Origin of the sequence: Roseovarius spongiae (assembly GCF_003651245.1) — a bacterium.
In the GTDB taxonomy this organism is placed as follows: Bacteria; Pseudomonadota; Alphaproteobacteria; order Rhodobacterales; family Rhodobacteraceae; genus Roseovarius; species Roseovarius spongiae.
Map to the genome: position 1 here is coordinate 1,015,600 of NZ_RAPE01000001.1, position 21,432 is coordinate 1,037,031.

The window sequence follows — 21,432 nt, forward strand, 5'->3', positions numbered from 1 at the left end:
TGGATCAGGCGGCGCCCGCATACCGTTCGCCGCCGACCCAGACGTCGCGCACCGCGCGGTCGTCGCCCATCATGATCGTCGGGAATAGGGCCTCCCAGATGTCGCCCGCCTGCGCGTGACGCTGGGCGATGGCCGGCGTCGAGGCGAGGTCGAGCACGACGAGGTCGGCCTCCATCCCCGGTGCGGCGTTGCCGATCCGATCCCCGAGATGCAGCGTTGCGGCCGACCCGGCGGTCGCCTGCCAGATGAGCTGCGCGGGATGCAGCGCATTGCCGGTCAATTGCCCGATCTCGTAGGCCGCGGCCATCGTGCGCAGCATCGAAAAGCTCGACCCGCCGCCGGTGTCCGTGGCGAGCCCGACGCGCTGCCCCTCGGTCATGCGCGCGGCCATGTCGAACAGCCCCGAGCCGATGAAGGTGTTCGACGTCGGACAATGAACGAGCGCCGCGCCGGTTTCCCGCAGGCGGTCGCGTTCGCGCGGCTCGAGGTGAATCGCGTGGCCGTAGAGCGCGCGTTCGCCCAGCAGGCCGTGCGTCTCGTAAACGTCGAGATAGTCGCGCGCCTGCGGGTAGAGGCTGCGGACCCATGCGATTTCGTCGGGCTGTTCGCTCAGATGGGTCTGCATCAGGCAGTCGGGGTGCGCCGCCCAGAGCGCGCCGAGCGATTCGAGCTGTTCGGGCGTCGAGGTGGGGGCGAAACGCGGCGTGACGACATAACCGAGCCGCCCCTCGCCATGCCAGCGTCGCAGGAGCGCGAGGCTGTCGTCATGCGCCGATTGCGGCGTGTCGGTCAGCCCTTCGGGTGCGTTGCGGTCCATGCAGGTCTTGCCGCCAAGCGCGCGCAGGCCGCGGCGCCGGGCTTCGGTGAAATAGGCGTCGACGCTGGCGGGATGCACGGTGCAGTAGCTGCACATCGAGGTGGTGCCATGCGCCAGGGCGAGGTCGAAATACCGCGCCGCGATCCGTGCGGCGTAGGCGGGATCCTGCAGGCGCATCTCCTCGGGAAAGGTGTATGTGTTGAGCCAGTCGATCAGCCGCTTGCCCCAACTGGCGATGATGGCGGTCTGCGGATAATGGACATGCGCATCGATGAAGCCGGCCGTGATGAGCGCGCCGTCGCCATAGCGCACCAGCCTGGCCTGCGGCGCCTCGCGCCGCAACGTCGCGAGCGGGCCGACCGCCGCGATCAGACCGTCGCGCAGCAGCGCCGCCTCGTGCAGCGCCGCGGCATCTTCCGGCGCGCCCCCGTCCCACGGCGAGCGGGTAAAGGACAGCACCTGTCCGGCAAGGATCGTTTCTGTCGGCATCGGCCTGCTCCTGCGTGGCGCGCGGAGAATAGGGGTGTGGCGAGCGCGCGTAAATGCGTCTATTGTCATTGTTTCTCGCGCGGCGCTTCCTTAGGTCCTGCGGGGGCGAGAGAACCCGAGAACGGGGAGAGACGGATGGACGACGACACCGATCGCACCGACGTGGCGGCGCCGGAGGCCGAGCGCGAAGAGGAAGACGCCTACGTGCTCAACCGGCAGGCGGTGGCGCGGATCATCCATGCCGTCGACATGGACGATCGCGCGCGGCTGACCGAGGAACTGGAGCCGCTGCACCCGGCCGACATCGCCGACCTGCTCGAGCAGTCAACGGCCTTCGATCGCCAGCGCATCATCGCGCTGTACGGCGACGAGTTCGACGGCGACATCCTCTCGGAGCTCGAGGATGGGATCCGCGAGGAGGTGATCGGCCTCCTGAACCCCGAGGTGCTGGCCGATGCGGTGCGCGAGCTCGAAAGCGACGATGTCGTCGACCTGGTCGAGGACCTCGAGGATCACCAGCAGGAGGCGATCCTCGAGGTGCTCGAGGACAGCGACCGCGTGGCGGTGCGCCAGTCGCTGACCTATCCCGAGTATTCCGCCGGCCGCCTGATGCAGCGCGAGGTGGTGATGGCGCCTGAGCATTGGAACGTGGGCGAGGCGATCGACTACCTGCGCAACCAGGATGAGCTTCCCGACCAGTTCTACCACATCATCCTCGTCGATCCGCGCCTGCGACCGGTCGGCAATGTCACGCTGGGCAAGCTGATGGCATCGCGCCGCGAGGTGCTGCTGAAATCGCTGGTCGAGGAGATATTCCACACCATCCCCGTCACCCAGGACGAGGGCGACGTGGCCTATGCGTTCAACCAGTATCACCTGATTTCCGCCCCCGTGGTGGACGAGAACGACCGCCTGATCGGGGTCATTACCATCGACGACGCGATGGCGGTGATGGACGAGGAACACGAGGAAGACCTGATGCGCCTGGCTGGGGTAGGCGAAAGCGGCATCAACGACCGCGTCTACGAGACCACCAAGGCGCGCTTTCCCTGGTTGGCGGTGAACCTCGTCACCGCGATCTTCGCGAGCCTCGTGATCGCCCAGTTCGAGGCCACCATCGCGCAGTTTGTCGCGCTCGCCGTCTTGATGCCGATCGTGGCCTCGATGGGCGGCAACGCGGGCACCCAGAGCCTGACCGTCTCGGTGCGCGCCATCGCGACGAAGGATTTGACCGGCAGCAACGTCTGGCGGGTGATCTGGCGCGAGGTGCTGGTCGGGCTCATCAACGGGCTGGTCTTCGCGCTGGTCATGGGCGTCATCGGCGTGCTGTGGTTCGGCGGGCCGCAACTGGGCTATGTGATCGCCGCGGCGATGGTCATCAACCTCGTGGTCGCGGGATTGGCTGGGACGGTGATCCCGGTGATGCTCGAACGGGTAGGCGTCGACCCGGCGCTCGCCTCGGGCGCCTTCGTGACCACCGTGACGGACGTGGTCGGCTTCTTCGCCTTTCTCGGGCTGGCCGCGCTGGTGCTGTTGTGAGCGACGCGGCCGAGGTAAAGGCGCGCGCGCGCGAGGCCGCCTTCGCGCGCCGCCGCGCCGCCCATGCCGCCGCAGGACCCGGCGCGGCGGGGCGTTTGTCGGAGGTGCTGGCCGGGTATCGCGGCGCGCCGCTGGCGGGCTACATGGCGATCCGCAGCGAAATCGACCCGGCCCCGGCGATGGCCGAGGCCGCTGCGCATGGCACGGTTGGCGTGCCGGTGATCGAGGGCGCGGGCAAGCCGCTGAAATTCTCGCGCTGGTCGCCGGGCTGCGAAATGAAGGACGGCCCGTTCGGCGCGCGCGTTCCCGCGGTGGAGGACTTCATCACGCCCGAGATCCTGATCGTGCCGCTGGTCGCCTTCGACCGGCGCGGCGGGCGGCTGGGCTATGGCGGCGGTTTCTATGACCGCACGCTGGAAGAGTTGCGCGCGAAGGGGCCGGCGCTGGCCATCGGCTTCGCCTATGGCGCGCAGGAGGCCGCGGCGCTGCCGCTCGAGGTGACGGACCAGTCGCTCGACATGGTGGTGACCGAGAACGAGGTGATCACCTTTTAGGCGGCGCGCTCATTCGCCCTGGCGGGCGGCTTCGCATGTTGGAGGAAAACATTATGGCGGAACATGAATACACGGCGCGGATCGTCTGGTCCGGCAATCTCGGGCAGGGGACGAGCACCTACAAGGGCTATGATCGCAGCTGGACCGTCGAGACGCCGGGCAAGCCGATGATCCAGTGCTCGAACGATCCCGCCATCGGCGGCGATCCGGGGTTGCACAGCCCCGAGGACCTGCTGCTCTCGGCGCTGTCGGGCTGCCACATGCTGTGGTTCCTGCACCTTGCGAGCGATGCGGGAATCACCGTGCTGGGTTATTCCGACGACCCGGTCGCGGTGGGCGAGGCGGGCAAGCAGGGTGCGGGCCGGTTCCTGCGCGTCACGCTGCGCCCGCTCATCCTGCTGCCCGAGGGCACGGACGAGGCGATGGCGGACGCGGTGCACTCCGAGATCCACAAGGTCTGCTACATCGCGCGGTCGGTGAATTTCCCGGTCGAGATCGAGGCGCGCTACCGCTTCGGCGAATGACCCCGCCGCCGCCTCCGGCGGTCGTATTCAACGAGCAGTGAAAGCGCGCGACGCCGGCACTCGCCGCTTGCCCTCGGGTGCGGGCGGGCCTAACACGATTGCATGAAACTGTTGTTCCTGGGTGATGTGATGGGCCGCGCCGGCCGGCAGGCGGTGGCCGAGCGGTTGCCGGGCCTGCGCGCGGCGTGGGGGCTCGATTTCGTGGTGGTGAACGGCGAGAACGCGACCAACGGCGTCGGGCTGAGCGGCGATCATGCCCGTGCTCTGCTGGACGCCGGGGCGGATTGCCTGACGCTGGGCGATCATGCGTTCGACCAGAAGGACATGCTGCGGTTCATCGAGGGCGAGCCGCGCATTCTGCGCCCGCTGAACTTTGCCAAGGGCGCGCCGGGGCGCGGACACCGGGTGTTCACGGACGCACGCGGACGCAAGGTGCTGGTGGCGCAGGCGCTGGGGCAGGTATTCATGAAGCGCGCCTTCGACGATCCGTTCTCGGCGCTCGATTCCGTGCTGCGCGCGCACGTGCCGGGCGGCGCGGTGCAGGCGAGCATCGTCGATTTCCATTGCGAAGCCACGAGCGAGAAGATGGCCGCCGGACATTTCTGCGACGGCCGCGCGAGCCTCGTCGTGGGCACGCATACGCATGTGCCGACGGCGGATGCGCAGATCCTGCCCGGCGGCGCCGCGTACCTGTCGGATGCGGGCATGTGCGGCGATTACCTGAGCGTGATCGGCATGGACCGCGAAGAGCCGATGCGCCGCTTCGTGACCGGCATGCCCAAGGGGCGCTTCGCACCGGCGCTGGGCGAGGCGACGCTGTCGGGGGTCTATGTCGAGACGGATGACCGCACAGGCAAGGCGACGCGCATCGAAATGGTGCGCCAGGGTGGGCGGCTGGAACAGGCCGGGCCATGAGGGAGGCGGCCTTTCTCTACGGCGTGCTCTTCGTCATGGGCGTTGGCTGGGGCGCGACGATTCCGCTGGCGAAGGTGGCGGTGAGCACCGGCCATCAGCCGATGGGGCTGATCTTCTGGCAACTGGTGGTGGTCGTTCTCTTCCTTGCCGTGGTGAGCGCGCTGCGGGGCAAGCGACCGGTCTTTGCCCGCCAGTACCTGCGTCTTTTCGTGATGGTGGCGCTCTGCGGGGCGGTGCTGCCCGACATCTTCTTCTACCTCGCCGCGATGAACCTGCCCGGCGGCGTGATGTCGATCGTGGTTTCCACGGTCGCGATGTTCTCCTTGCCGATCGCCATCGCTCTGGGCAACGAACGCTTCGAGGCGCACCGCCTCTTGGGCGTCTTCGTGGGGTTGCTGGGCATCGTGCTGCTGGTCGGACCCGAGGCCAGCTTCACGGGCGGGTTCTCGGCCTGGTTCGTGCTGCTGGCGCTCTGCGCGCCGATCCTCTACGCGACCGAGGGCAACCTGGTGTGGAAATGGGGCACGCAGGGGCTCGACCCGATGCAGGTGATCCTGGGCGCGTCGCTGGTGGGCATGGTCATCTCGCTTCCGATTGCGGTGGCGTCGGGGCAATGGATCGACCCGATGCAGGGTTTCGGCGTCGCCGAGGCGGCGCTGGTTGCGGGCGCGGTCATCCATGCGGCGGTCTATGCCTGCTACGTCTGGCTGGTGGGACGCGCCGGATCGGTCTTTACCGCGCAGTCGAGCTATCTCGTCACCGGCTGCGGCGTGCTGTGGTCGATGCTGCTCTTGGGCGAGAGTTACTCGGTCTGGGTCTGGGTCGCGCTGGGGGTGATGCTGCTGGGCATGTTCCTCGTGCAGCCGCGCCACGCGAGGGTTCTTGCACCTGCGCCGGTCATGGAGGAAAATGACGCGGCGCAAGAGGGAAGCCCGCCACTGTGATCGCATATTTCGACCTGTCGCAGAACACCCAGGCGATCCTGACCCTGGCTGTGGTGGCGGTCATGTTCGCAGGCTTCGTGCGCGAGGTCTATCCGACCGAGGTGGTGGCGCTGGCCGGGGCGGGGACGATGCTCGCGATGGGGCTGTTGCCCTATGACGCGGCGCTCGCGGTGCTGTCGAACCCGGCGCCCTGGACCATCGCGGCGATGTTCATCATCATGGGCGGCCTGGTGCGCACCGGCGCGCTCGAGAGTTTCACGTCGCTCGCTGATCGACGGGCGAAGACCAACCCGCGGATCGCGATCGCGATCCTGATGGCGCTGGTGGTCCTGGGGTCGGCGGTGATGAACAACACGCCGGTGGTGGTGGTGATGATCCCGGTCTTCGTCCAGCTTGCCCGCACGATGGACGTGCCCGTCTCCAAGCTGCTGATCCCGCTCAGCTATGCAGCGATCCTGGGCGGCACGCTGACGCTCATCGGCACCTCGACGAACCTGTTGGTGGACGGGGTGGCGCGCGCACAGGGGCTGCGGCCGTTCTCGATCTTCGAGGTGACGCCGCTCGCCCTGGCGCTGGTCGCCTGGGGCATGATCTACCTGCGCTTCATCGGGCCGTTCCTGCTGCCCGAGCGCGACAGCATGGCCGACATGCTGAGCGACCGCAGCCGGATGAAGTTCTTTACCGAGGCGGTGATCCCGCCCGACAGCAACCTGATCGGGCGCGAGGTCACCGGCGTGCAGCTTTTCAAGCGCGAGGGCGTGCGGCTGATCGACGTGATCCGCGGGGACGAGTCGCTCAGGCGGAACCTCGAAGGGGTCACGCTCGAGGTCGGCGACCGGGTGGTGCTGCGCACGCAGATGACCGAACTGCTGAGCCTGCAACGCGACAAGAGCCTGCGCCGGGTCGATCAGCTTTCGGCGGTCGAGACCTCTACGGTCGAGGTGCTGATCACGCCGGGCTGCAAGATGGTCGGCCGCAGCCTTGGCTCCATGCGGCTGCGGCGGCGCTATGGGGTCTATCCGCTGGCGGTGCACCGGCGGAACCAGAATATCGGACGCCAGCTTGACGAACTGGTGGTTCGGGTGGGCGACACGCTGCTGCTCGAGGGGGCGCCGGCGGATATCCAGCGGCTCGCGAGCGACATGGACCTCGTCGACGTCTCGCAGCCCTCGGCCCGCGCGTTCCGCCGCCGCAAGGCGCCGGTCGCGGTGCTTGCGCTTCTGGGGATCGTGGCGCTGGCCGCGCTCGGCGTGGCGCCGATCCTGCTGCTCGCGGTGGTGGCCATGGCGGTGGTGCTGCTGTCGCGCTGCATCGACGCGGATGAGGCGTTTTCGTTTGTCGACGGGCGGCTGCTCGCGCTGATCTTTTCTATGCTCGCGATCGGGGCGGCGCTACAGGAAAGCGGGGCGATCGCTCTGATCGTGAAGGCGATCGCGCCGCTGCTGTCGGTGCTGCCGGCGGTCGTCGTGATCTGGGTGGTCTACCTGCTGACCTCGGTGCTGACGGAGCTGGTGAGCAACAACGCCGTAGCCGTGGTGGTGACGCCGATCGCGATCAGCCTCGCCGGTGCGATGGGGATCGATCCGCGCCCGCTGGTGGTGGCGGTGATGATCGCCGCAAGCGCCAGTTTCGCCACCCCGATCGGCTATCAGACCAACACGCTGGTCTATGGCCCCGGCGGGTACAGGTTCACCGATTTTCTGCGCGTGGGCGTGCCACTCAACCTGAGCGTCGGCGTGCTCGCCGCGCTGCTGATCCCGTACTTCTTCCCGCTCTGAGGCGCGCGCAAGACCCGTTGCCCGCGCGGCGCTGAGGCGATAATAGGGCAGGGAAAACCGCACAGGCAGGAGAGCGCACCCACATGGCCGGCCATTCAAAATGGGCAAATATTCAACATCGCAAGGGACGGCAGGACGCCGCCCGCTCCAAGCTGTTCTCCAAGCTCTCGAAGGAGATCACCGTCGCCGCCAAGATGGGCGATCCCGATCCGGAAAAGAACCCGCGCCTGCGGCTCGCGATCAAGTCGGCCAAGTCGCAGTCCATGCCCAACGACAATATCGACCGCGCGATCAAGAAATCCCAGGCCGGCGATTCGGAAGATTACGAGGAAATCCGCTATGAGGGTTACGGTCCGAACGGCGTGGCGCTGATCGTCGAGGCGATGACGGACAACCGCAACCGCACCGCGAGCAACGTGCGCTCGACCTTCACCAAGCATGGCGGCAACCTCGGCGAGACCGGCAGCGTCGGCTTCATGTTCGAGCGCAAGGGCGAGGTGGTCTACCCCGCGGATGTGGGCGATGCCGATACCGTCATGATGGCCGCGATCGAGGCCGGCGCCGAGGACGTCGAATCGAGCGCGGACGGCCACGTGATCTGGTGCGCGGATACGGACCTCAACGATGTCTCGAACGCGCTTGAGGCCGACCTGGGCGAATCCGAGGAAACCCGGCTGATCTGGCGGCCCACGACCACGACCGAGATGGACCTCGAGGCGATGCAGAAGCTGATGAAGCTGATCGAGGCGCTGGACGACGATGACGACGTGCAGCGTGTGACGGCGAATTTCGAGGCCTCCGACGAGGTGCTTGACCAGCTTTGACGGCGTGCAAGATCGGGCCTGCGCCCTAGATGTGCCGCCTATACATGGGGTTGCCAGCGCCGAAGCGCCATATATAGTGAGGGTATGACACGGCCTAGGCAGCTGAAGGCGGCAGGCGACGATGGAAGGCGATTTCAGGACCGAATTCGTGCGTGAGCCCGGCGCCCTCAAGCAGCACCCGGCGCTGGTTCTCAACGCGGATTATCGCCCGCTGAGCTACTATCCCCTCTCGCTCTGGTCATGGCAGGACGCGGTCAAGGCGGCCTGGCTCGATCGGGTGGATATCGTCGCGGAGTACGACGATGTCGTGCGCTCGCCCAGCATGCAGATCCGCATCCCTTCGGTTATCGTGCTCAAGGATTACGTGAAGCCGCAAAAGCGCGTCGCCTTCACCCGGTTCAACCTGTTCCTGCGCGATGAATTCCGCTGCCAGTATTGCGGCGCGCGCGGCGAACTGACCTTCGACCACGTCGTGCCGCGCGCCAGCGGCGGGATCACCAGCTGGGAGAACGTCGTCGCCGCATGCAGCGGCTGCAACCTGCGCAAGGGCGCCAAGAGCCTGCACCGCACCGGCATGTCCCTGCGCAAGCCCCCGCGCGCGCCCGGCGCCGAGGAGTTGCGCAACCTCGGGCGCAAGTTTCCGCCCGGCCACCTGCACGAAAGCTGGCTGGATTTTCTCTACTGGGATGCGGAGCTGGAGGCCTGAGCCGCGCGTCGTTCTGGGGGCCGGGGAAAGCGAAAACCCCGCGCGGGGCGATCCGGCGCGGGGCGTCAAACGCGATCATCGCGGGAAACGGGCGGCGTCAGTCTTTCTGGTCCTGCTGAGCCTGGGCCGGCGCGCGCTGCGCGCTTCCCGACACGCCGGTCGCCCCGGCGGCGGTCGCCGCCTTGGATTTGGAGTTCAGAGGATCGTCCTGGCGCTGCACGGAGCCTTCGAAATGTGCGCCGCTCTCGATCGCGATGGTCTTGTGGATGATGTCGCCCTCGACCCGCGCGGTCGAGGTGAGCCGCACCTTCAACCCGCGCACGCGGCCGACGATGCGCCCGTTGATCACCACGTCGTCGGCGATTACCTCGCCCTTGATCGTCGCGCTTTCGCCGATGGTCAGGAGATGCGCGCGAATGTCGCCTTCCACGGTGCCCTCGACCTGGATGTCGCCGGTGGTCTTCATGTTGCCGGTGACGTGCAGGTCGGCGGACAACACCGACGCGGGCGGCTTGGCCTTGGGTGCGGTCGCCTTGAATTCGCCGGACTGCGGCATGGCAGGTTTGGGCGCATCGAGCGATTTGTCCGTGCCGGAGGGCTTTTGCGCGTCGCCCGTGCGCGGGCTCGGGTCGTTGATTTTGCTCTTAGAAAACATCTCTCGCAGCCTTGATGTAGATCATGGGGTTGATGGCCTTGCCGTCGACACGAATTTCATAGTGTAGATGCGTGCCGGTCGAACGTCCAGTGCTGCCCATATCACCGATACGATCCCCGCGCGAGACCCTTTGACCCTTCTTCACGCGGATTTTCGACTGGTGCGCGTAGCGGGTCTCGATCCCGAACGCGTGCTGGACCTTGACCAGCCGGCCGTAGCCCGATTGCCAGCCGGCATAGGTGACCACGCCGTCGGCGGTGGCGTAGATCGGCGTGCCTTGCGGCGCGGCCAGGTCGGTGCCGCTGTGCATCCGCCCCCAGCGCTTCCCGAAGCCCGAGGTATGGCGGAACGCGCTCTTGACCGGCATCGCAAAGGGCGCCTTCTGCGCGGCGATGCGATACATGTTGAGCCGGTCCATCTGGTTCAGGATGCGGTTGGCGCGCAGCGCGTCAGGCGACGGCTCTTCTCCCCTGGTCGACAGGCTGAGCGGCATGAGCGGGCCGCCCTGGCCCGAGTAGCCGCTCTTGACCGTGTCGAGCAGCGACTTGGTGTTCAGCCCGGCGGCGCGGAACATCTTGTCCAGCGGCTCCACCGAGATCGTCATCGCGTCCTCGAGCTGCTGGAAGATCTGGTCGTTCTGGTCCTGCATCAGCCGGATCTGCTGGGTCATCTCGTCGGCGTAGAGGATCGCGTCCTGCGCGTCTTCCGAGATCTTGTCGCGCTCCTTCGCGGTGTCGGCAAGCGCGGCGGTCAGGAAATCGACGGTCGAGGCGCCGGTTCCGCCCTCGTCGTCCAGCGCGTCGCCACTGCCCGCGCGTTCGGCCAGCGAGGCGGTCAGCGTCTCGGCCTTTTCGCGCGCGCCGTCGCGTTCCTTCATGGTGCGGCGCAGGGTGTTCTGGATCACCTCGATCCCGGTCTCCATCTCGCGCCGGCGGGTTTCCGAATTCAGAAGTTCCGATTGCATCACCGAAATCTGCGCCAGCGCCGAGTTGAACCGCTCCTGCGCCTCGGAGGCCTCGCGCGCGCGCAGGTCGCGCTCATGCGACAGCGCGTTCAGCCGGGCTTCGTAGGTGCGCTGGTCGCGCTTGGCCTGCTCGCGGAAATTGCCGGATCCGATGCTGTCCATCAGCAGGATCGCGGTGGCGATGATCGACCAACTGACAAAGACCGATACGCCGGCGAAGGCGATCAGCTGCGATACGGGCCGCAGCCGGATGAACCGGGTGTCCGTGTCCGAACGCAGGAAAACCCGGCGTTCGGGAAAATAGCGTTCCAGAAGTGCGTTAATCCGTATCGCTGCGCGTGTCCGCAAGGTTCCCCGTCCCTCATTGTCTCTTCCAGCGCGGCGTCCCGTCCGTCCCGGCGCTATGATGGAATCGATATGCCGCGGCGATGCTGCGCCCCGGCGTCATTACCCAGTGCTCAAAAAACCATCAACTGTTTCCGCCACAAACGTCGTCGAAACAAGGCTGGATCCCGCCGAGCGGCAAAAAATTGCCGATCTGCAACAGCTTGAAACGCGCTTTTGCGCTGATTGGGGGCGGGTGCGCATGGGACGACGTCGCCGCACCGGCCGGGTTCGGATTGAGGCGGAAGTGTTGCTTTTTCCTGATGAAGATGCCCATTAGGATCGGTCGGCGGCAGATGCGCCGCATGCCGAGAAGGGGACAGAAAGAACATGACAAAGGACATCCACCCGATCATCGCGCTTTGGTCGCATCCGCGTTCGATGTCCACCGCGACCGAGCGGATCATGCGCGAGCGCGGCGATCTCGACTGCGTGCATGAGCCGTTCATGTATGACTATTACGTCCACCGCCGCGCCGGCGAGATGCCACATCTCGAGGTCGACCCCGACCTGCCGGTCAGCTACGAGGACATCCGCGCCATGCTGCTGGCGCGCGCCGGGGCCGGGCCGGTCTTCTTCAAGGACATGAGCTATTACGTAACGCCTCGTCTGCTTGACGATGTCGCGTTCCGCGACCGGATGCGCCATGCCTTCCTGATCCGCGATCCGCGCGCCGCGATCGTGTCCTACCACAAGATCGACCCCGGCGTGAGCGAGGAGGAGGTCGGCATCGCCGCGCAATGGGAGCACTACCAGGGCCTCGTGGCCGCCGGGCATGCCCCGCCGGTGATCCGCTCGGAGGACATCCGCAACGATCCGCGCGCCACGATGGCGGCGTTCTGGGACGCCATCGGCCTGTCGCCCGCGCCGCACGCCTTCGAATGGGGCGAGGTCATGCCCGAGGACTGGAACCAGGTCGAAGGCTGGCACGGGCGCGCCGCCGCAAGCAATTCGATCGAACCGTTGCCCGGGGACTACTACGAGAAGGCAGAAGCCGCATTCGAGGCGCGCGCGCGGGACGAGCCGCGTCTGCGCGATCTGCTGGCGGCCCATCTGCCGGCCTACGAACGTCTCGCCGAACGCGCGCTGAAACCCGCTGCCTGACGCGCCGCCCGCGCCGTCAGAGCGCGCGCACGGCTTCCAGCGCCTCTTCGGCGTGGCCGGGAACCTTGACCTTGCGCCAGACCCGGGCGATGCGCCCGTCGCCGTCGATCAGGAAAGTGCTGCGCTCGATCCCGTGGAAGGTCTTGCCATACATTTTCTTCTCGACCCAGACGCCATACGCCTCGCAGGTTTTGGCATCCGCGTCCGACAGCAGCGGCATCGCGAGGCCATGCTTGGCCTTGAACTTGTCATGCTTGGCGACGCTGTCGGCCGAAATGCCAAGCACCAGCGCGCCGGCGGCTTCGAATTCCGGCAGAAGCGCCGTAAATTCCAGCGCCTCTCGGGTGCAGCCAGAGGTGTCGTCGCGCGGGTAGAAGAACAGGACAACCGGCGCGGGGCGCAGCGCGCTCAGCCGGATTTCGCCGCCGCCGTCGCGCGGGAGTGTGAAATCGGGTGCGATGTCAGATATTTGTGGCATGAGTCGTCCTTGGTCATGTGAATGCGGCTGTTATATTAGCGCCCAGCCGGCCAGAATGAAGCCCCGGCCGCGCCCGGCTTCCGCGCGATAGGACTTGAATGAGCGAAACACCTCCCACCGCCCCGGCAGGGGACGCGCGCCGCCAGCGCCGCGCCCGGCGCAGGCGCAAGGCGGGGCTCTGGTCGCTGATCAGCATGGCGGTGCTCGCCGCGGCGGCCAGCCTGCTGATCCTGTCCTATCTCGGAACCCCGATCACCGTGCCCGATTGGCTGCGCGCCCGCATCACCGAACGCATTAACCGCGACACCGGCGATTTCAACGTCGAGCTGGGCCAGATGACCGTTGTGATCGAGCAGGGCTGGAAGCCGCGTCTCGCCCTGCGCGACGTGGTGTTGCGCGGCCCCGACGGCGCGCCGCTGGCGAACCTGTCGGAACTGGGCGGGCGCGTGGCGATGCGTCCGCTGCTGAGCGGACAGCTTCGGCCCGCAAGCATCCGGGTGTCCGGCGTGCAGTTGCGGCTGCGCCGCGACGCCAGCGGCATGGTCGATGTCTCGCTTGGCGAGGCGGCAGGCCAGCCTGCCGCGGCGCGGCGCGAGGCGCGGGGCCTCGGCGCGGTCATCGGGCAGATCGACGACGCGCTGCAACGCCCGGTGCTGGCGGCGTTGAAGCGCGTCGCCATCGACAATATCACCCTGCGCTACGAGGACGCCCGCGCAGGGCGGGCGTGGAACGTCGACGGCGGCTCGATCGAGCTGACGCGAACCGGCGGCGACCTCGCCATGCGGGGTGACTTCTCGCTGCTGGGCAACCGCGCCTTCGCCAGCACGGTCGAGGTGAACTACGCCAGCCATATCGGCGACACGGCGGCGGATTTCGGCGTCAACATCCAGGATATCCCTTCGGACGACATTTCCGGGCAATCGCCCGCGCTGGCGTGGCTCGGGGCGCTCGATGCGCCGATTTCGGGCGCGCTCCGGGTCGCGGTCGAGGAGGACGGCACGCTCGGGCCGCTCAACGCTACCCTGCAGATCGGCGCCGGCGTGCTGCAACCCAACGCCGCGACCAAGCCGATCGCGTTCACCTCGGCGCGCAGCTACTTCACCTACGACCCCAAGGCGCAAAGCATGCGCTTCGAGAGCGTTTCTATCAGCAGCGAATGGGGGGCCGCGCGCGCCGAGGGCATCGCCTATCTGGTCGGCGTGGACGACAACGGCTGGCCGCGCGAGTTGCAGGCGCAGATGCGCGTCGCCGACATCAGCGCGAACCCCGCCGATCTCTACCCGGAGCCGATCCAGATCGACGCGGCGACCCTCGACATGCGCCTCGTGCTTGACCCGTTCCGCCTGAGCCTGGGGCAGCTCAGCCTGTCGGACCGGGGCCGCCAGCTGATCCTGAGCGGTGAGCTCAGGGGCACGCCCGAGGGCTGGGACCTCGCGCTTGACGGGCGCATGGACGGGCTGGAGCGCGACCGCCTGCTCGAGCTGTGGCCGCCCGCCGCCAGCGGCAACACCCGCGACTGGATCGCCCGCAACGTGCAGAGCGCGACGCTGAGCAACGTGCAGCTTGCCGTGCGCTCACCGCCCAAGCACCGCGCGGACGTGTTCCTGGGCTTCGATTTCTCCGACCTGACCACCGGGTTCATGCGGGACATGCCTCCGATCGAGGATGCCTCGGGTCACGCCACGCTCTATGACGACCGCTTCGTGATCCGCGCCGATACGGGCCGGGTCAAGCCTTCGCAGGGCGGGTATATCGACATCACAGGCACGAGCTTCATCGTGCCGGACGTCAACATCAAGCAGGCGCCGGCGCTGGTGAACCTCGAGACCGACAGCACGATCACCGCGGCGCTGGCGCTTCTGGACGAGAAACCCTTTGGATTTCTGACCAAGCAGGGTCGCCCGGTCACGCTTGCCGACGGGGCGGCGCGAATTTCCGGCCGGCTTGATTTTCCGCTGAAGAAGAAGCTGGCGAATGACGAGGTGCGTTTCGACGTCACCGGCGCGCTGCGCGACGTGAGCAGCACGGAACTGATCCCCGGTCGCACGCTTTCCGCCGATGCGCTCGCCGTGAATGCGGACAACGATCTGCTGACGGTCGGCGGCGACGGGCGGATCGGGCAGGTTCCGTTCACCGGCCAGTGGCGATCGCCGCTCGGCCCCGAGAACGGCGGCGGCAGCACGCTCACCGGCACGATCGAGCTGTCCCAGCGTTTCGCCGACGAGTTCGGCATCGGCCTGCCGCCGGGAAGCCTGAGCGGCGAGGGCGTCGGCGACATCACCGTTGACATGGAGCGCGGCGGCGTCGGGAGTTTCGCGCTGACCTCGGACCTTTCGGGCCTTGGCATGCGGTTGCAGCAGCTCGACTGGGCGCTGGCGCAGGGATCGCGCGGCCGGCTCGAGGTGCGCGGCAGGCTGGGAACGCCGCCGCAGATCGACCAGCTGGAACTGGACGCGCCCGGCCTCGACGCGCGTGGAAGCATCGCGCTCAGGGCGGGTGGCGCGCTTGAGCGGGCGCTGTTCTCGCGCGTCAAGGTGGGCGGGTGGCTCGACGCGCCGGTCGAACTGGTCGGGCGCGGGCAAGGGGTGGCGCCCGCCGTGCGCGTGACCGGCGGCGTCATCGATCTGCGCCAGACGACGATCACCCAGGGCAACGGCGGCGGCGGGCGCGGCGGGCCGGTGTCGCTGCAACTGGATCGGTTGCAGATATCCGACGGCATGGCGCTGACCGGGTTCAGCGCCGAACTGGACACGTCGAACGGCACGGACGGGCGTTTCGCCGGGCGGGTCAACGGCGGCACGGCGATCACCGGGCGAATCATCCCGCAGGGCGGGCGCAGCGCCTTTCGCATCCAGTCGAAGAACGCGGGCGGCGTGCTTGGCGCGGCGGGGTTGCTGAAACAGGCGCGCGGCGGGACGCTCGACCTCGTGCTGCGCCCGGCGGAGGCGCCCGGAACCTACGACGGCCAGCTTGACGCCAGCGACGTCTGGCTGGTCGACGCGCCGGCGATGGCCGCGCTGCTGAGTTCGCTCAGCGTGGTCGGCTTGCTCGAACAGATGTCGGGCAACGGGATCCTGTTCAACGACGTCGACGCGCGCTTCCGGCTGTCGCCCGACCGGCTCACCCTGCTGTCGAGCAGCGCGGTCGGCGCGTCGATGGGAATCACCATGGACGGCTATTACTTCATGAACGAGAAACGCATGGACATGCAGGGGGTGATTTCGCCGATCTACATGGTCAACCAGGTCGGCGGCATCTTCACCCGGCGCGGCGAGGGGCTTGTCGGGGTGAATTACAAGCTGAAGGGTCCGGCCGCCGCGCCGCAGGTCAGCGTCAACCCGCTGTCGATCTTCACGCCCGGCATGTTCCGCGATATCTTCCGTCGCCCGCCGCCCAAGCTCGCCCGTCCGCGCGGCGCCGCGCCCGAGAGCGCACCCGCGCCCGAGCAGGAGAGCGCCCCGCCGAGGCGGCAAAACGCGCCGGGCCTGCCCGAGCGGCGCGGGCGCTAGCGGATGGCGCGTCCCAGGTGACAATCCCCGCGGTTCCGGTTAGCAGGCGGGTGATTTTCACTCCCCACGGGGGCCCGAGCCATGAAGCTGAGCGATTTCGATTTCGACCTGCCAGAGTCCCTGATCGCCACCCGCCCCGCGCGACCGCGCAGCGCCGCGCGCCTGCTGGTGGCCAGGGGTGACGCGATCACGGATGCGCATGCGTTCGACCTGCCCGACTGGCTGCGCGCTGGCGACCGGCTGGTGCTGAATGACACGCGGGTGATCCCCGCACGCCTCGAGGGGCTGCGCCATCGCAGCGGGGCTGCGGGCGACACCCAGGCGCGGATCGAGGTCACGCTGCTCGAGCCGCGCCCCGAGGCCGGGACATGGACCGCGATGATCAAGCCGCTGAAGAAGCTGCGCGAGGGCGAAATGGTGCGCTTCGCCGCCGGTCTGAGCGCCGAGTTGCTGGCCAAGGCGGACGGGCAGGGCGTGCTGCGGTTCAACCTCGCCGGCGAGGATTTCGACGCGGCGCTGGCGAAGGCGGGCGCGATGCCATTGCCGCCCTATATCGCCGCGCGCCGCGCGGCGGACGCGCGGGACGCCGAGGATTACCAGACCGTCTGGGCCCGCCGCCCCGGCGCCGTCGCCGCGCCCACCGCGTCGCTGCATTTCGACGACGCGCTCTTGGCCGCGCTCGCCGCGCGCGGGGTCGAGATCAGCTATGTCACGCTGCATGTCGGCGCGGGCACCTTCCTGCCCGTCAAGGTCGAGGACGTGACACGCCACAGGATGCACGCCGAATGGGGCGAGGTGACGCAATCCGCCGCCGCCGAGATCGCCGCCACCCGGAGCGCGGGCGGGCGCGTCATTCCCGTGGGCACCACGGCGCTGCGCCTGATCGAGAGCGCGGCGCGAGACAGCGGCGCCATCGCGCCCTGGCAGGGGGAGACAGACATCTTCATCTATCCCGGCTTCGACTTCCGCGTGACCGACGCGCTGGTGACCAATTTCCACCTGCCCAGATCCACGTTGATGATGCTCGTGGCGGCATGGATGGGGCATGACGCGATCCGGCGGATCTACGCGCATGCGGTGGAGCGAGGCTATCGCTTTTTCTCCTATGGCGACGCTTCGTTGTTGATCCCGCGCTGAAACGCTGCCAACGCGGCGCAGAGTGACCAATGTGAGTCGCGAACCGCGCTGACAGGCCCGCGCCGGGCCGTCAGGTTGGCCGAAACAGGGCAGGGGACCGCTGATGTTCAACGTTTTGGCAAGCGCATGGGCGCTGCTGCTGGGGATGATGCTCCTGCAGCTCGGCAACGGCATGCAGGGCACGTTGCTGGGGGTGCGCGGCCAGATAGAAGGCTTCTCGACGCTCGAGATGTCGCTGGTCATGTCCGGTTATTTCGTCGGCTTCCTGTTCGGATCGCGCAAAGCGCCCGACCTGATTCGCCGGGTGGGTCACGTGCGGGTCTTCGCCGCGCTCGCCTCGATGATCTCGGCGGTGATGATCCTCTATCCCACGTGGACCAACCCCTGGGCCTGGGGCGCGGGGCGCATCCTGATCGGTTTCTGCTTTTCCGGCGTGTACGTCACCGCGGAAAGCTGGCTCAACAACGCCGCGAGCAACGAGAACCGGGGCAAGGCGCTGTCGCTTTACATGATGGTGCAGATGATCGGGATCGTGTCGGCGCAGGGGATGATGCTCGTGGCCGACCCGGGCGGGTTCATCCTGTTCATCATTCCCTCGGTGCTGATTTCACTGTCCTTCGCGCCGATCCTGCTGTCGATCAGCCCGACTCCGGCCTTCGACACGACCAAGCCGATGACGCTGCGCCAGCTTTTCGACGTGTCCCCGCTGGGCTGCGTCGGCATGTTTCTACTGGGTGGCGTGTTCTCGGCGCAGTTCGGCATGGCGGCGGTCTACGGCGCCGAGGCCGGGCTGCGGGTGGGGCAGATCTCGGCCTTCGTGTCGGCCTTCTACATCGGCGCGCTGGTGGTGCAGTATCCGCTGGGCTGGCTGTCGGACCGGATGGACCGGCGGCTGCTGATCGGGGTCGCGGCGACGCTGGTCGGCGTGGGCGCCATACTCGGGATGTTTCTCGGCGGCTATTTCCCCGCGCTGGTGGTCTCGGCCTTCATCGTCGGGGGCATGTCGAACCCGCTCTATTCGCTGTTGATCGCGCATACCAACGACTTCCTTCAGCACGAGGACATGGCCGCCGCTTCCGGCGGACTGGTGTTCATCAACGGGCTGGGCGCGGTCGCCGGGCCGGTGATCACCGGCTGGATGATGGGCGTGATCGGGGTGCACGCGTTCTTTCTATTCATCGGGATCCTCGGGTTCACGATGGCGGCATACGCCGCCTACCGGATGACCCAGCGCCCCGCGCCCTCGGTCGAGGAAACCGACAGCTACGCCCCGGTGATGCCGTCGTCCTCGCCGCTGGCCGTCGAATACGCGCAGGAATACGCGATCGAGACTGCGCAGGAAGACGCCGAAGAGTCCGAGTAGCCCGGGGGATGTGACTGGTATGACGTTGTTGAAGCATTACTTTACTGTAAATGCAGCGCGAAATGGCGCTATCCTGTCATAGACCAGGGTGGCGGCGAGCGAGTCAGACGAGGAGTGGACCAGTGGTGACGCCTGAGGATGTGTTGAGTTTCTGGCTGGACGAGATCGGAGCGAAGGGCTGGTACGCCGTCTCCAGGGACCTCGATGAGAAGATCCGGACGAGCTTCCACGACACATGGCTGCGCGCGAAACAGGGCGAATGCGGCCAGTGGCTGACCGATCCCAAGGACATCCTGGCCTATATCATCCTGATGGATCAGTTTCCGCGCAACATGTTCCGCGACTCGGGCGAGGCCTTTTCCACGGACAGGCATGCCCTCGCGGCGGCCAAGACCGCGATCCGGCGCAAATGGGACCTGCGCACCGAGGAGCCGGCGCGGCAGTTCTTCTACCTGCCTTTGATGCATTCGGAGAACCTGTGCGACCAGGAACGCTGCATCCGCATGGTCTGTGACCGCATGCCGAAGACGGGGGCGAACACCCTCTTGCACGCCCGCGCGCATCGCGAGGTGATCCGCCAGTTCGGCCGCTTTCCCTATCGCAACGAGGCGCTGGGCCGCGAAACGAACCCGCCTGAGCGCGCCTATCTGGATGCGGGCGCCTATGCGACAACAGTGCGCGAGCTTCAGCACAAGGACGCGGCCTGACCTGTTACGTGACGCACCCGCCGGGGGTCACGCCCTGACGGCGTCGCTCATGCAGACGCGATTGCCATCGGACCGGCGAAGATCAGCGCGAGGAGATCGGTTCGACCATTGGCGCCGGTCTTCTGGAACAGTTTGCGCATCTTAGAGGCGGGCGTCATCCGCGACGCGCTTGGTTCCTCTGAGACGCCAGACAGCCCTCGTTCTGCCCAGCTTTGCGTGACACTCTGTTCGGCGCTGGTACTCTCCTGTTCGACAAGCGCGTGAAAGCGGAGATACGCCGACGCGTCAGAGAGCGACCACTCTGCGAATGTGCATTCCGGCGCCACAGGTGAGTCGCTTGAGCATCTTAAAAAACACACTGTTTCGCGGCTTTCGTCACTTGCGCAGGGATTCGTCAAGAATTTGTCAAATTTGCTGGGCATTCGGCCCCCGTCACAACGCATGAGGGGTAACCAGTATGTTTATGGATTCAGGAAAAAAACTCATCGCATCGAGTGAGCGCGACACCGGCGATCCCGCGCCAAGTCTGACCCGCGATGTTTTCCCCGAGTTAAGAGAGCAGGCCGAACTCAATGAAACGTCGCAACCGCATGTGCTGTGCAGGATCGGCAGGTTGATGATCTGCCTTGAACGACGCACGGCCTGAGCGAGATGCGGCGCAAGCGGGCGATATTCACGGCAAAGCGCAAGGCTGCGTTTCTCGCGCCGCGCCCCGAGAACGCGGACGGCTTTAACCAGCATATTTGGCGTGGCCAACGAGACCAGCCTACATCTGCGAGTTTTCCGGTGTAGCTGTCTTCTCGACGCCTTGCGGTTCCCCGCGTTCTCCGGAAACGAAAACCTGCGGAGGCCGTCTGAGGCGGCTTGATTAAGCTTCTTGCCTTTTGGGATTTTGGCTCCGGCGGTAGGGGCCGCTCCCCAGACTCAAAACCCATTGATTTCAAATGATTTTCTTGGTGCGTTTTCGGTCGGTACTTGCATGGACTCCATGATGTGTATGGGATCGTGACGTACTCGGGGCACCGATACAAGCACCAATCTGGTCACCAGATAACGGGTATCCGAATCGCGCCGGGTTTCCCGGAGGCTCCAAGTCCCGAGTAGTGTGGCGGCTATTTTCAAAGAGAAGAAGGGTGATACCATGGTTCCACTCGTCATTTAATCGACGAAAGCTCAATCTTCGGGCGGATAGAGATATACCCCATCTCCTAAATATGCCGGTGCACCATCTTCGTGGGCGAGATCTTCGTATAACATTCGGTATTCATGCTCGGCTGAAGGGCCTGGTTCAAGTGACCGCTCAACATAGCCCCAGCTTCTCTTCGCGCTAAGTTTTCTGCTGCCCATCCAAGCCTTCTTGATCCAGGCTTGGTGCTTCAGATTCTCAAACTCCGGCGCGAACCGATCGTGACAGACGTCATCAAGAAAGAACGCACCGATGATCGCGTCAGATGGTATGGCCTCCCAGACCTGTATCTCCGATAGCGGAAATGTTGGAAAGCAATCGGGCAGGTAATGCGCATGGCGAAAGGAGGACTCGCGCGCCGGATTATAGGGGTCGCGGTCTTCGAATAATTCCAGAAAAGCCTTGGTCGTGCCTGCTGTGCGTGCATGAAATTTAGAGGAACCGTTCCCTGCCCCACCGGCATAGAAATGGCATTCGAGAGACCACAGCAGGTCTGGAGTCAGCGCAAGGAAAACCCAGTCATAGTTCGGTGACCGATCCCTCTTGCCTTGGAACATCTCCCACCAGAATGCCGGCAAAGACACCGAAATCGCCCCGTCGCAACCGTCGAGGCGATCTACATCACTGGCCAACACTTGCTGCATCTCTGGATGAGAATGCGTAGGAAACGCTTCGCGTGACTGGATCCCGTTCTTCAGGATGGACGGGATGTTTTCAGCAAGTGTGAAGTGGAGCAAATAAGGAATCTCACGATCTTCGATTTCTTGCCGAATAATGCGGGTGCGTCTACTCATGAATTTCACTTTTCGATCTGCTTACATGTAGGACAACACTGCATGCTGAACGCAAAACGCA

The 21,432-nt window shown here is 66.2% G+C and carries 20 protein-coding genes; 14 read left to right on the forward strand and 6 right to left on the reverse strand.

Going from position 1 to position 21,432, the window contains the following annotated elements; genetic code table 11:
* Positions 1-4: 4 nt before the first annotated feature.
* Positions 5-1,306 carry a guanine deaminase gene (gene guaD, locus D6850_RS04845; RefSeq protein WP_121164289.1) on the reverse strand — a complete coding sequence of 434 codons (1,302 nt, stop codon included), beginning with the start codon at positions 1,304-1,306 and terminating at the stop codon, positions 5-7.
* Between the two features lie 135 nt (positions 1,307-1,441).
* Between guaD and mgtE the strand changes: the two genes are divergently transcribed.
* From mgtE to D6850_RS04885, 8 genes are all read left to right on the forward strand, one after another.
* The gene (gene mgtE, locus D6850_RS04850) at positions 1,442-2,845 is read left to right on the forward strand and encodes a magnesium transporter (protein WP_121164291.1); all 1,404 of its coding nucleotides are present in this window, start codon (positions 1,442-1,444) and stop codon (positions 2,843-2,845) included.
* The gene (locus D6850_RS04855; RefSeq protein WP_121164293.1) at positions 2,842-3,399 is read left to right on the forward strand and encodes a 5-formyltetrahydrofolate cyclo-ligase; all 558 of its coding nucleotides are present in this window, start codon (positions 2,842-2,844) and stop codon (positions 3,397-3,399) included. The genes mgtE and D6850_RS04855 overlap by 4 nt, the downstream gene beginning before the upstream one ends.
* Before the next feature lie 53 nt (positions 3,400-3,452).
* Positions 3,453-3,923 (forward strand): OsmC family protein, encoded by a 471-nt coding sequence (locus D6850_RS04860; protein ID WP_206019199.1) that lies wholly within the window; start codon positions 3,453-3,455, stop codon positions 3,921-3,923.
* Between the two features lie 102 nt (positions 3,924-4,025).
* The gene (locus D6850_RS04865; protein ID WP_121164295.1) at positions 4,026-4,838 is read left to right on the forward strand and encodes a TIGR00282 family metallophosphoesterase; all 813 of its coding nucleotides are present in this window, start codon (positions 4,026-4,028) and stop codon (positions 4,836-4,838) included.
* Positions 4,835-5,782 carry a DMT family transporter gene (locus tag D6850_RS04870; RefSeq protein ID WP_121164297.1) on the forward strand — a complete coding sequence of 316 codons (948 nt, stop codon included), beginning with the start codon at positions 4,835-4,837 and terminating at the stop codon, positions 5,780-5,782. The genes D6850_RS04865 and D6850_RS04870 overlap by 4 nt, the downstream gene beginning before the upstream one ends.
* A 62-nt stretch (positions 5,783-5,844) precedes the next feature.
* Entirely contained in the window at positions 5,845-7,560 is a 1,716-nt protein-coding gene (locus tag D6850_RS04875) for an SLC13 family permease (protein ID WP_206019219.1), read from the forward strand.
* A gap of 83 nt (positions 7,561-7,643) precedes the next feature.
* Positions 7,644-8,384, forward strand: coding sequence for a YebC/PmpR family DNA-binding transcriptional regulator (locus D6850_RS04880; RefSeq protein WP_121164299.1), 741 nt, complete (start codon positions 7,644-7,646; stop codon positions 8,382-8,384).
* Between the two features lie 121 nt (positions 8,385-8,505).
* Positions 8,506-9,090: an HNH endonuclease gene (locus D6850_RS04885; protein ID WP_121164301.1), complete on the forward strand. Its 585-nt coding sequence runs from the start codon at positions 8,506-8,508 to the stop codon at positions 9,088-9,090.
* 97 nt (positions 9,091-9,187) lie between these two features.
* Here D6850_RS04885 and D6850_RS04890 read toward each other — a convergent pair whose 3' ends face one another.
* The 3 genes from D6850_RS04890 to D6850_RS19235 all read right to left on the reverse strand — a co-directional run bounded on the left by D6850_RS04890 (position 9,188) and on the right by D6850_RS19235 (position 11,370).
* A complete protein-coding gene (locus D6850_RS04890) occupies positions 9,188-9,745 on the reverse strand; it encodes a bactofilin family protein (protein WP_121164303.1) in 558 nt (185 codons plus the stop codon).
* Positions 9,735-11,057, reverse strand: a complete 1,323-nt coding sequence (locus D6850_RS04895; protein ID WP_206019200.1) for a M23 family metallopeptidase — start codon at positions 11,055-11,057, stop codon at positions 9,735-9,737. Before D6850_RS04895 ends, D6850_RS04890 begins: the two co-directional genes overlap by 11 nt.
* 121 nt (positions 11,058-11,178) lie before the next feature.
* On the reverse strand, positions 11,179-11,370 hold the full coding sequence (locus tag D6850_RS19235) for a hypothetical protein (RefSeq protein ID WP_147438856.1): 192 nt from the start codon (positions 11,368-11,370) through the stop codon (positions 11,179-11,181).
* Positions 11,371-11,423: 53 nt separating this feature from the next.
* On the opposite strand from D6850_RS19235, the gene D6850_RS04900 reads away from it, so the two are divergent.
* A complete protein-coding gene (locus D6850_RS04900) occupies positions 11,424-12,197 on the forward strand; it encodes a sulfotransferase-like domain-containing protein (RefSeq protein ID WP_121164305.1) in 774 nt (257 codons plus the stop codon).
* Positions 12,198-12,213: 16 nt separating this feature from the next.
* Here the strand turns inward: D6850_RS04900 and D6850_RS04905 are convergent, their stop codons facing one another.
* Positions 12,214-12,675 carry a peroxiredoxin gene (locus D6850_RS04905; protein ID WP_121164307.1) on the reverse strand — a complete coding sequence of 154 codons (462 nt, stop codon included), beginning with the start codon at positions 12,673-12,675 and terminating at the stop codon, positions 12,214-12,216.
* 98 nt (positions 12,676-12,773) lie between these two features.
* On the opposite strand from D6850_RS04905, the gene D6850_RS04910 reads away from it, so the two are divergent.
* The 5 genes from D6850_RS04910 (at position 12,774) to D6850_RS19240 (ending at position 20,037) form a co-directional block, all read left to right on the forward strand.
* The gene (locus tag D6850_RS04910; RefSeq protein ID WP_121164309.1) at positions 12,774-16,184 is read left to right on the forward strand and encodes a YhdP family protein; all 3,411 of its coding nucleotides are present in this window, start codon (positions 12,774-12,776) and stop codon (positions 16,182-16,184) included.
* Positions 16,185-16,265: 81 nt separating this feature from the next.
* Entirely contained in the window at positions 16,266-17,321 is a 1,056-nt protein-coding gene (queA, locus tag D6850_RS04915) for a tRNA preQ1(34) S-adenosylmethionine ribosyltransferase-isomerase QueA (protein WP_121164311.1), read from the forward strand.
* A gap of 103 nt (positions 17,322-17,424) precedes the next feature.
* Positions 17,425-18,684: an MFS transporter gene (locus D6850_RS04920; RefSeq protein ID WP_121164313.1), complete on the forward strand. Its 1,260-nt coding sequence runs from the start codon at positions 17,425-17,427 to the stop codon at positions 18,682-18,684.
* A 122-nt stretch (positions 18,685-18,806) separates the two neighbouring features.
* Complete coding sequence (locus tag D6850_RS04925; protein WP_121164315.1) at positions 18,807-19,391, forward strand: DUF924 family protein; 585 nt, start codon at positions 18,807-18,809, stop codon at positions 19,389-19,391.
* A 457-nt stretch (positions 19,392-19,848) separates the two neighbouring features.
* Positions 19,849-20,037, forward strand: a complete 189-nt coding sequence (locus D6850_RS19240; protein WP_147438857.1) for a hypothetical protein — start codon at positions 19,849-19,851, stop codon at positions 20,035-20,037.
* A gap of 527 nt (positions 20,038-20,564) precedes the next feature.
* Here the strand turns inward: D6850_RS19240 and D6850_RS04930 are convergent.
* On the reverse strand, positions 20,565-21,371 hold the full coding sequence (locus D6850_RS04930; RefSeq protein ID WP_121164318.1) for a DarT ssDNA thymidine ADP-ribosyltransferase family protein: 807 nt from the start codon (positions 21,369-21,371) through the stop codon (positions 20,565-20,567).
* Positions 21,372-21,432: the final 61 nt, after the last annotated feature.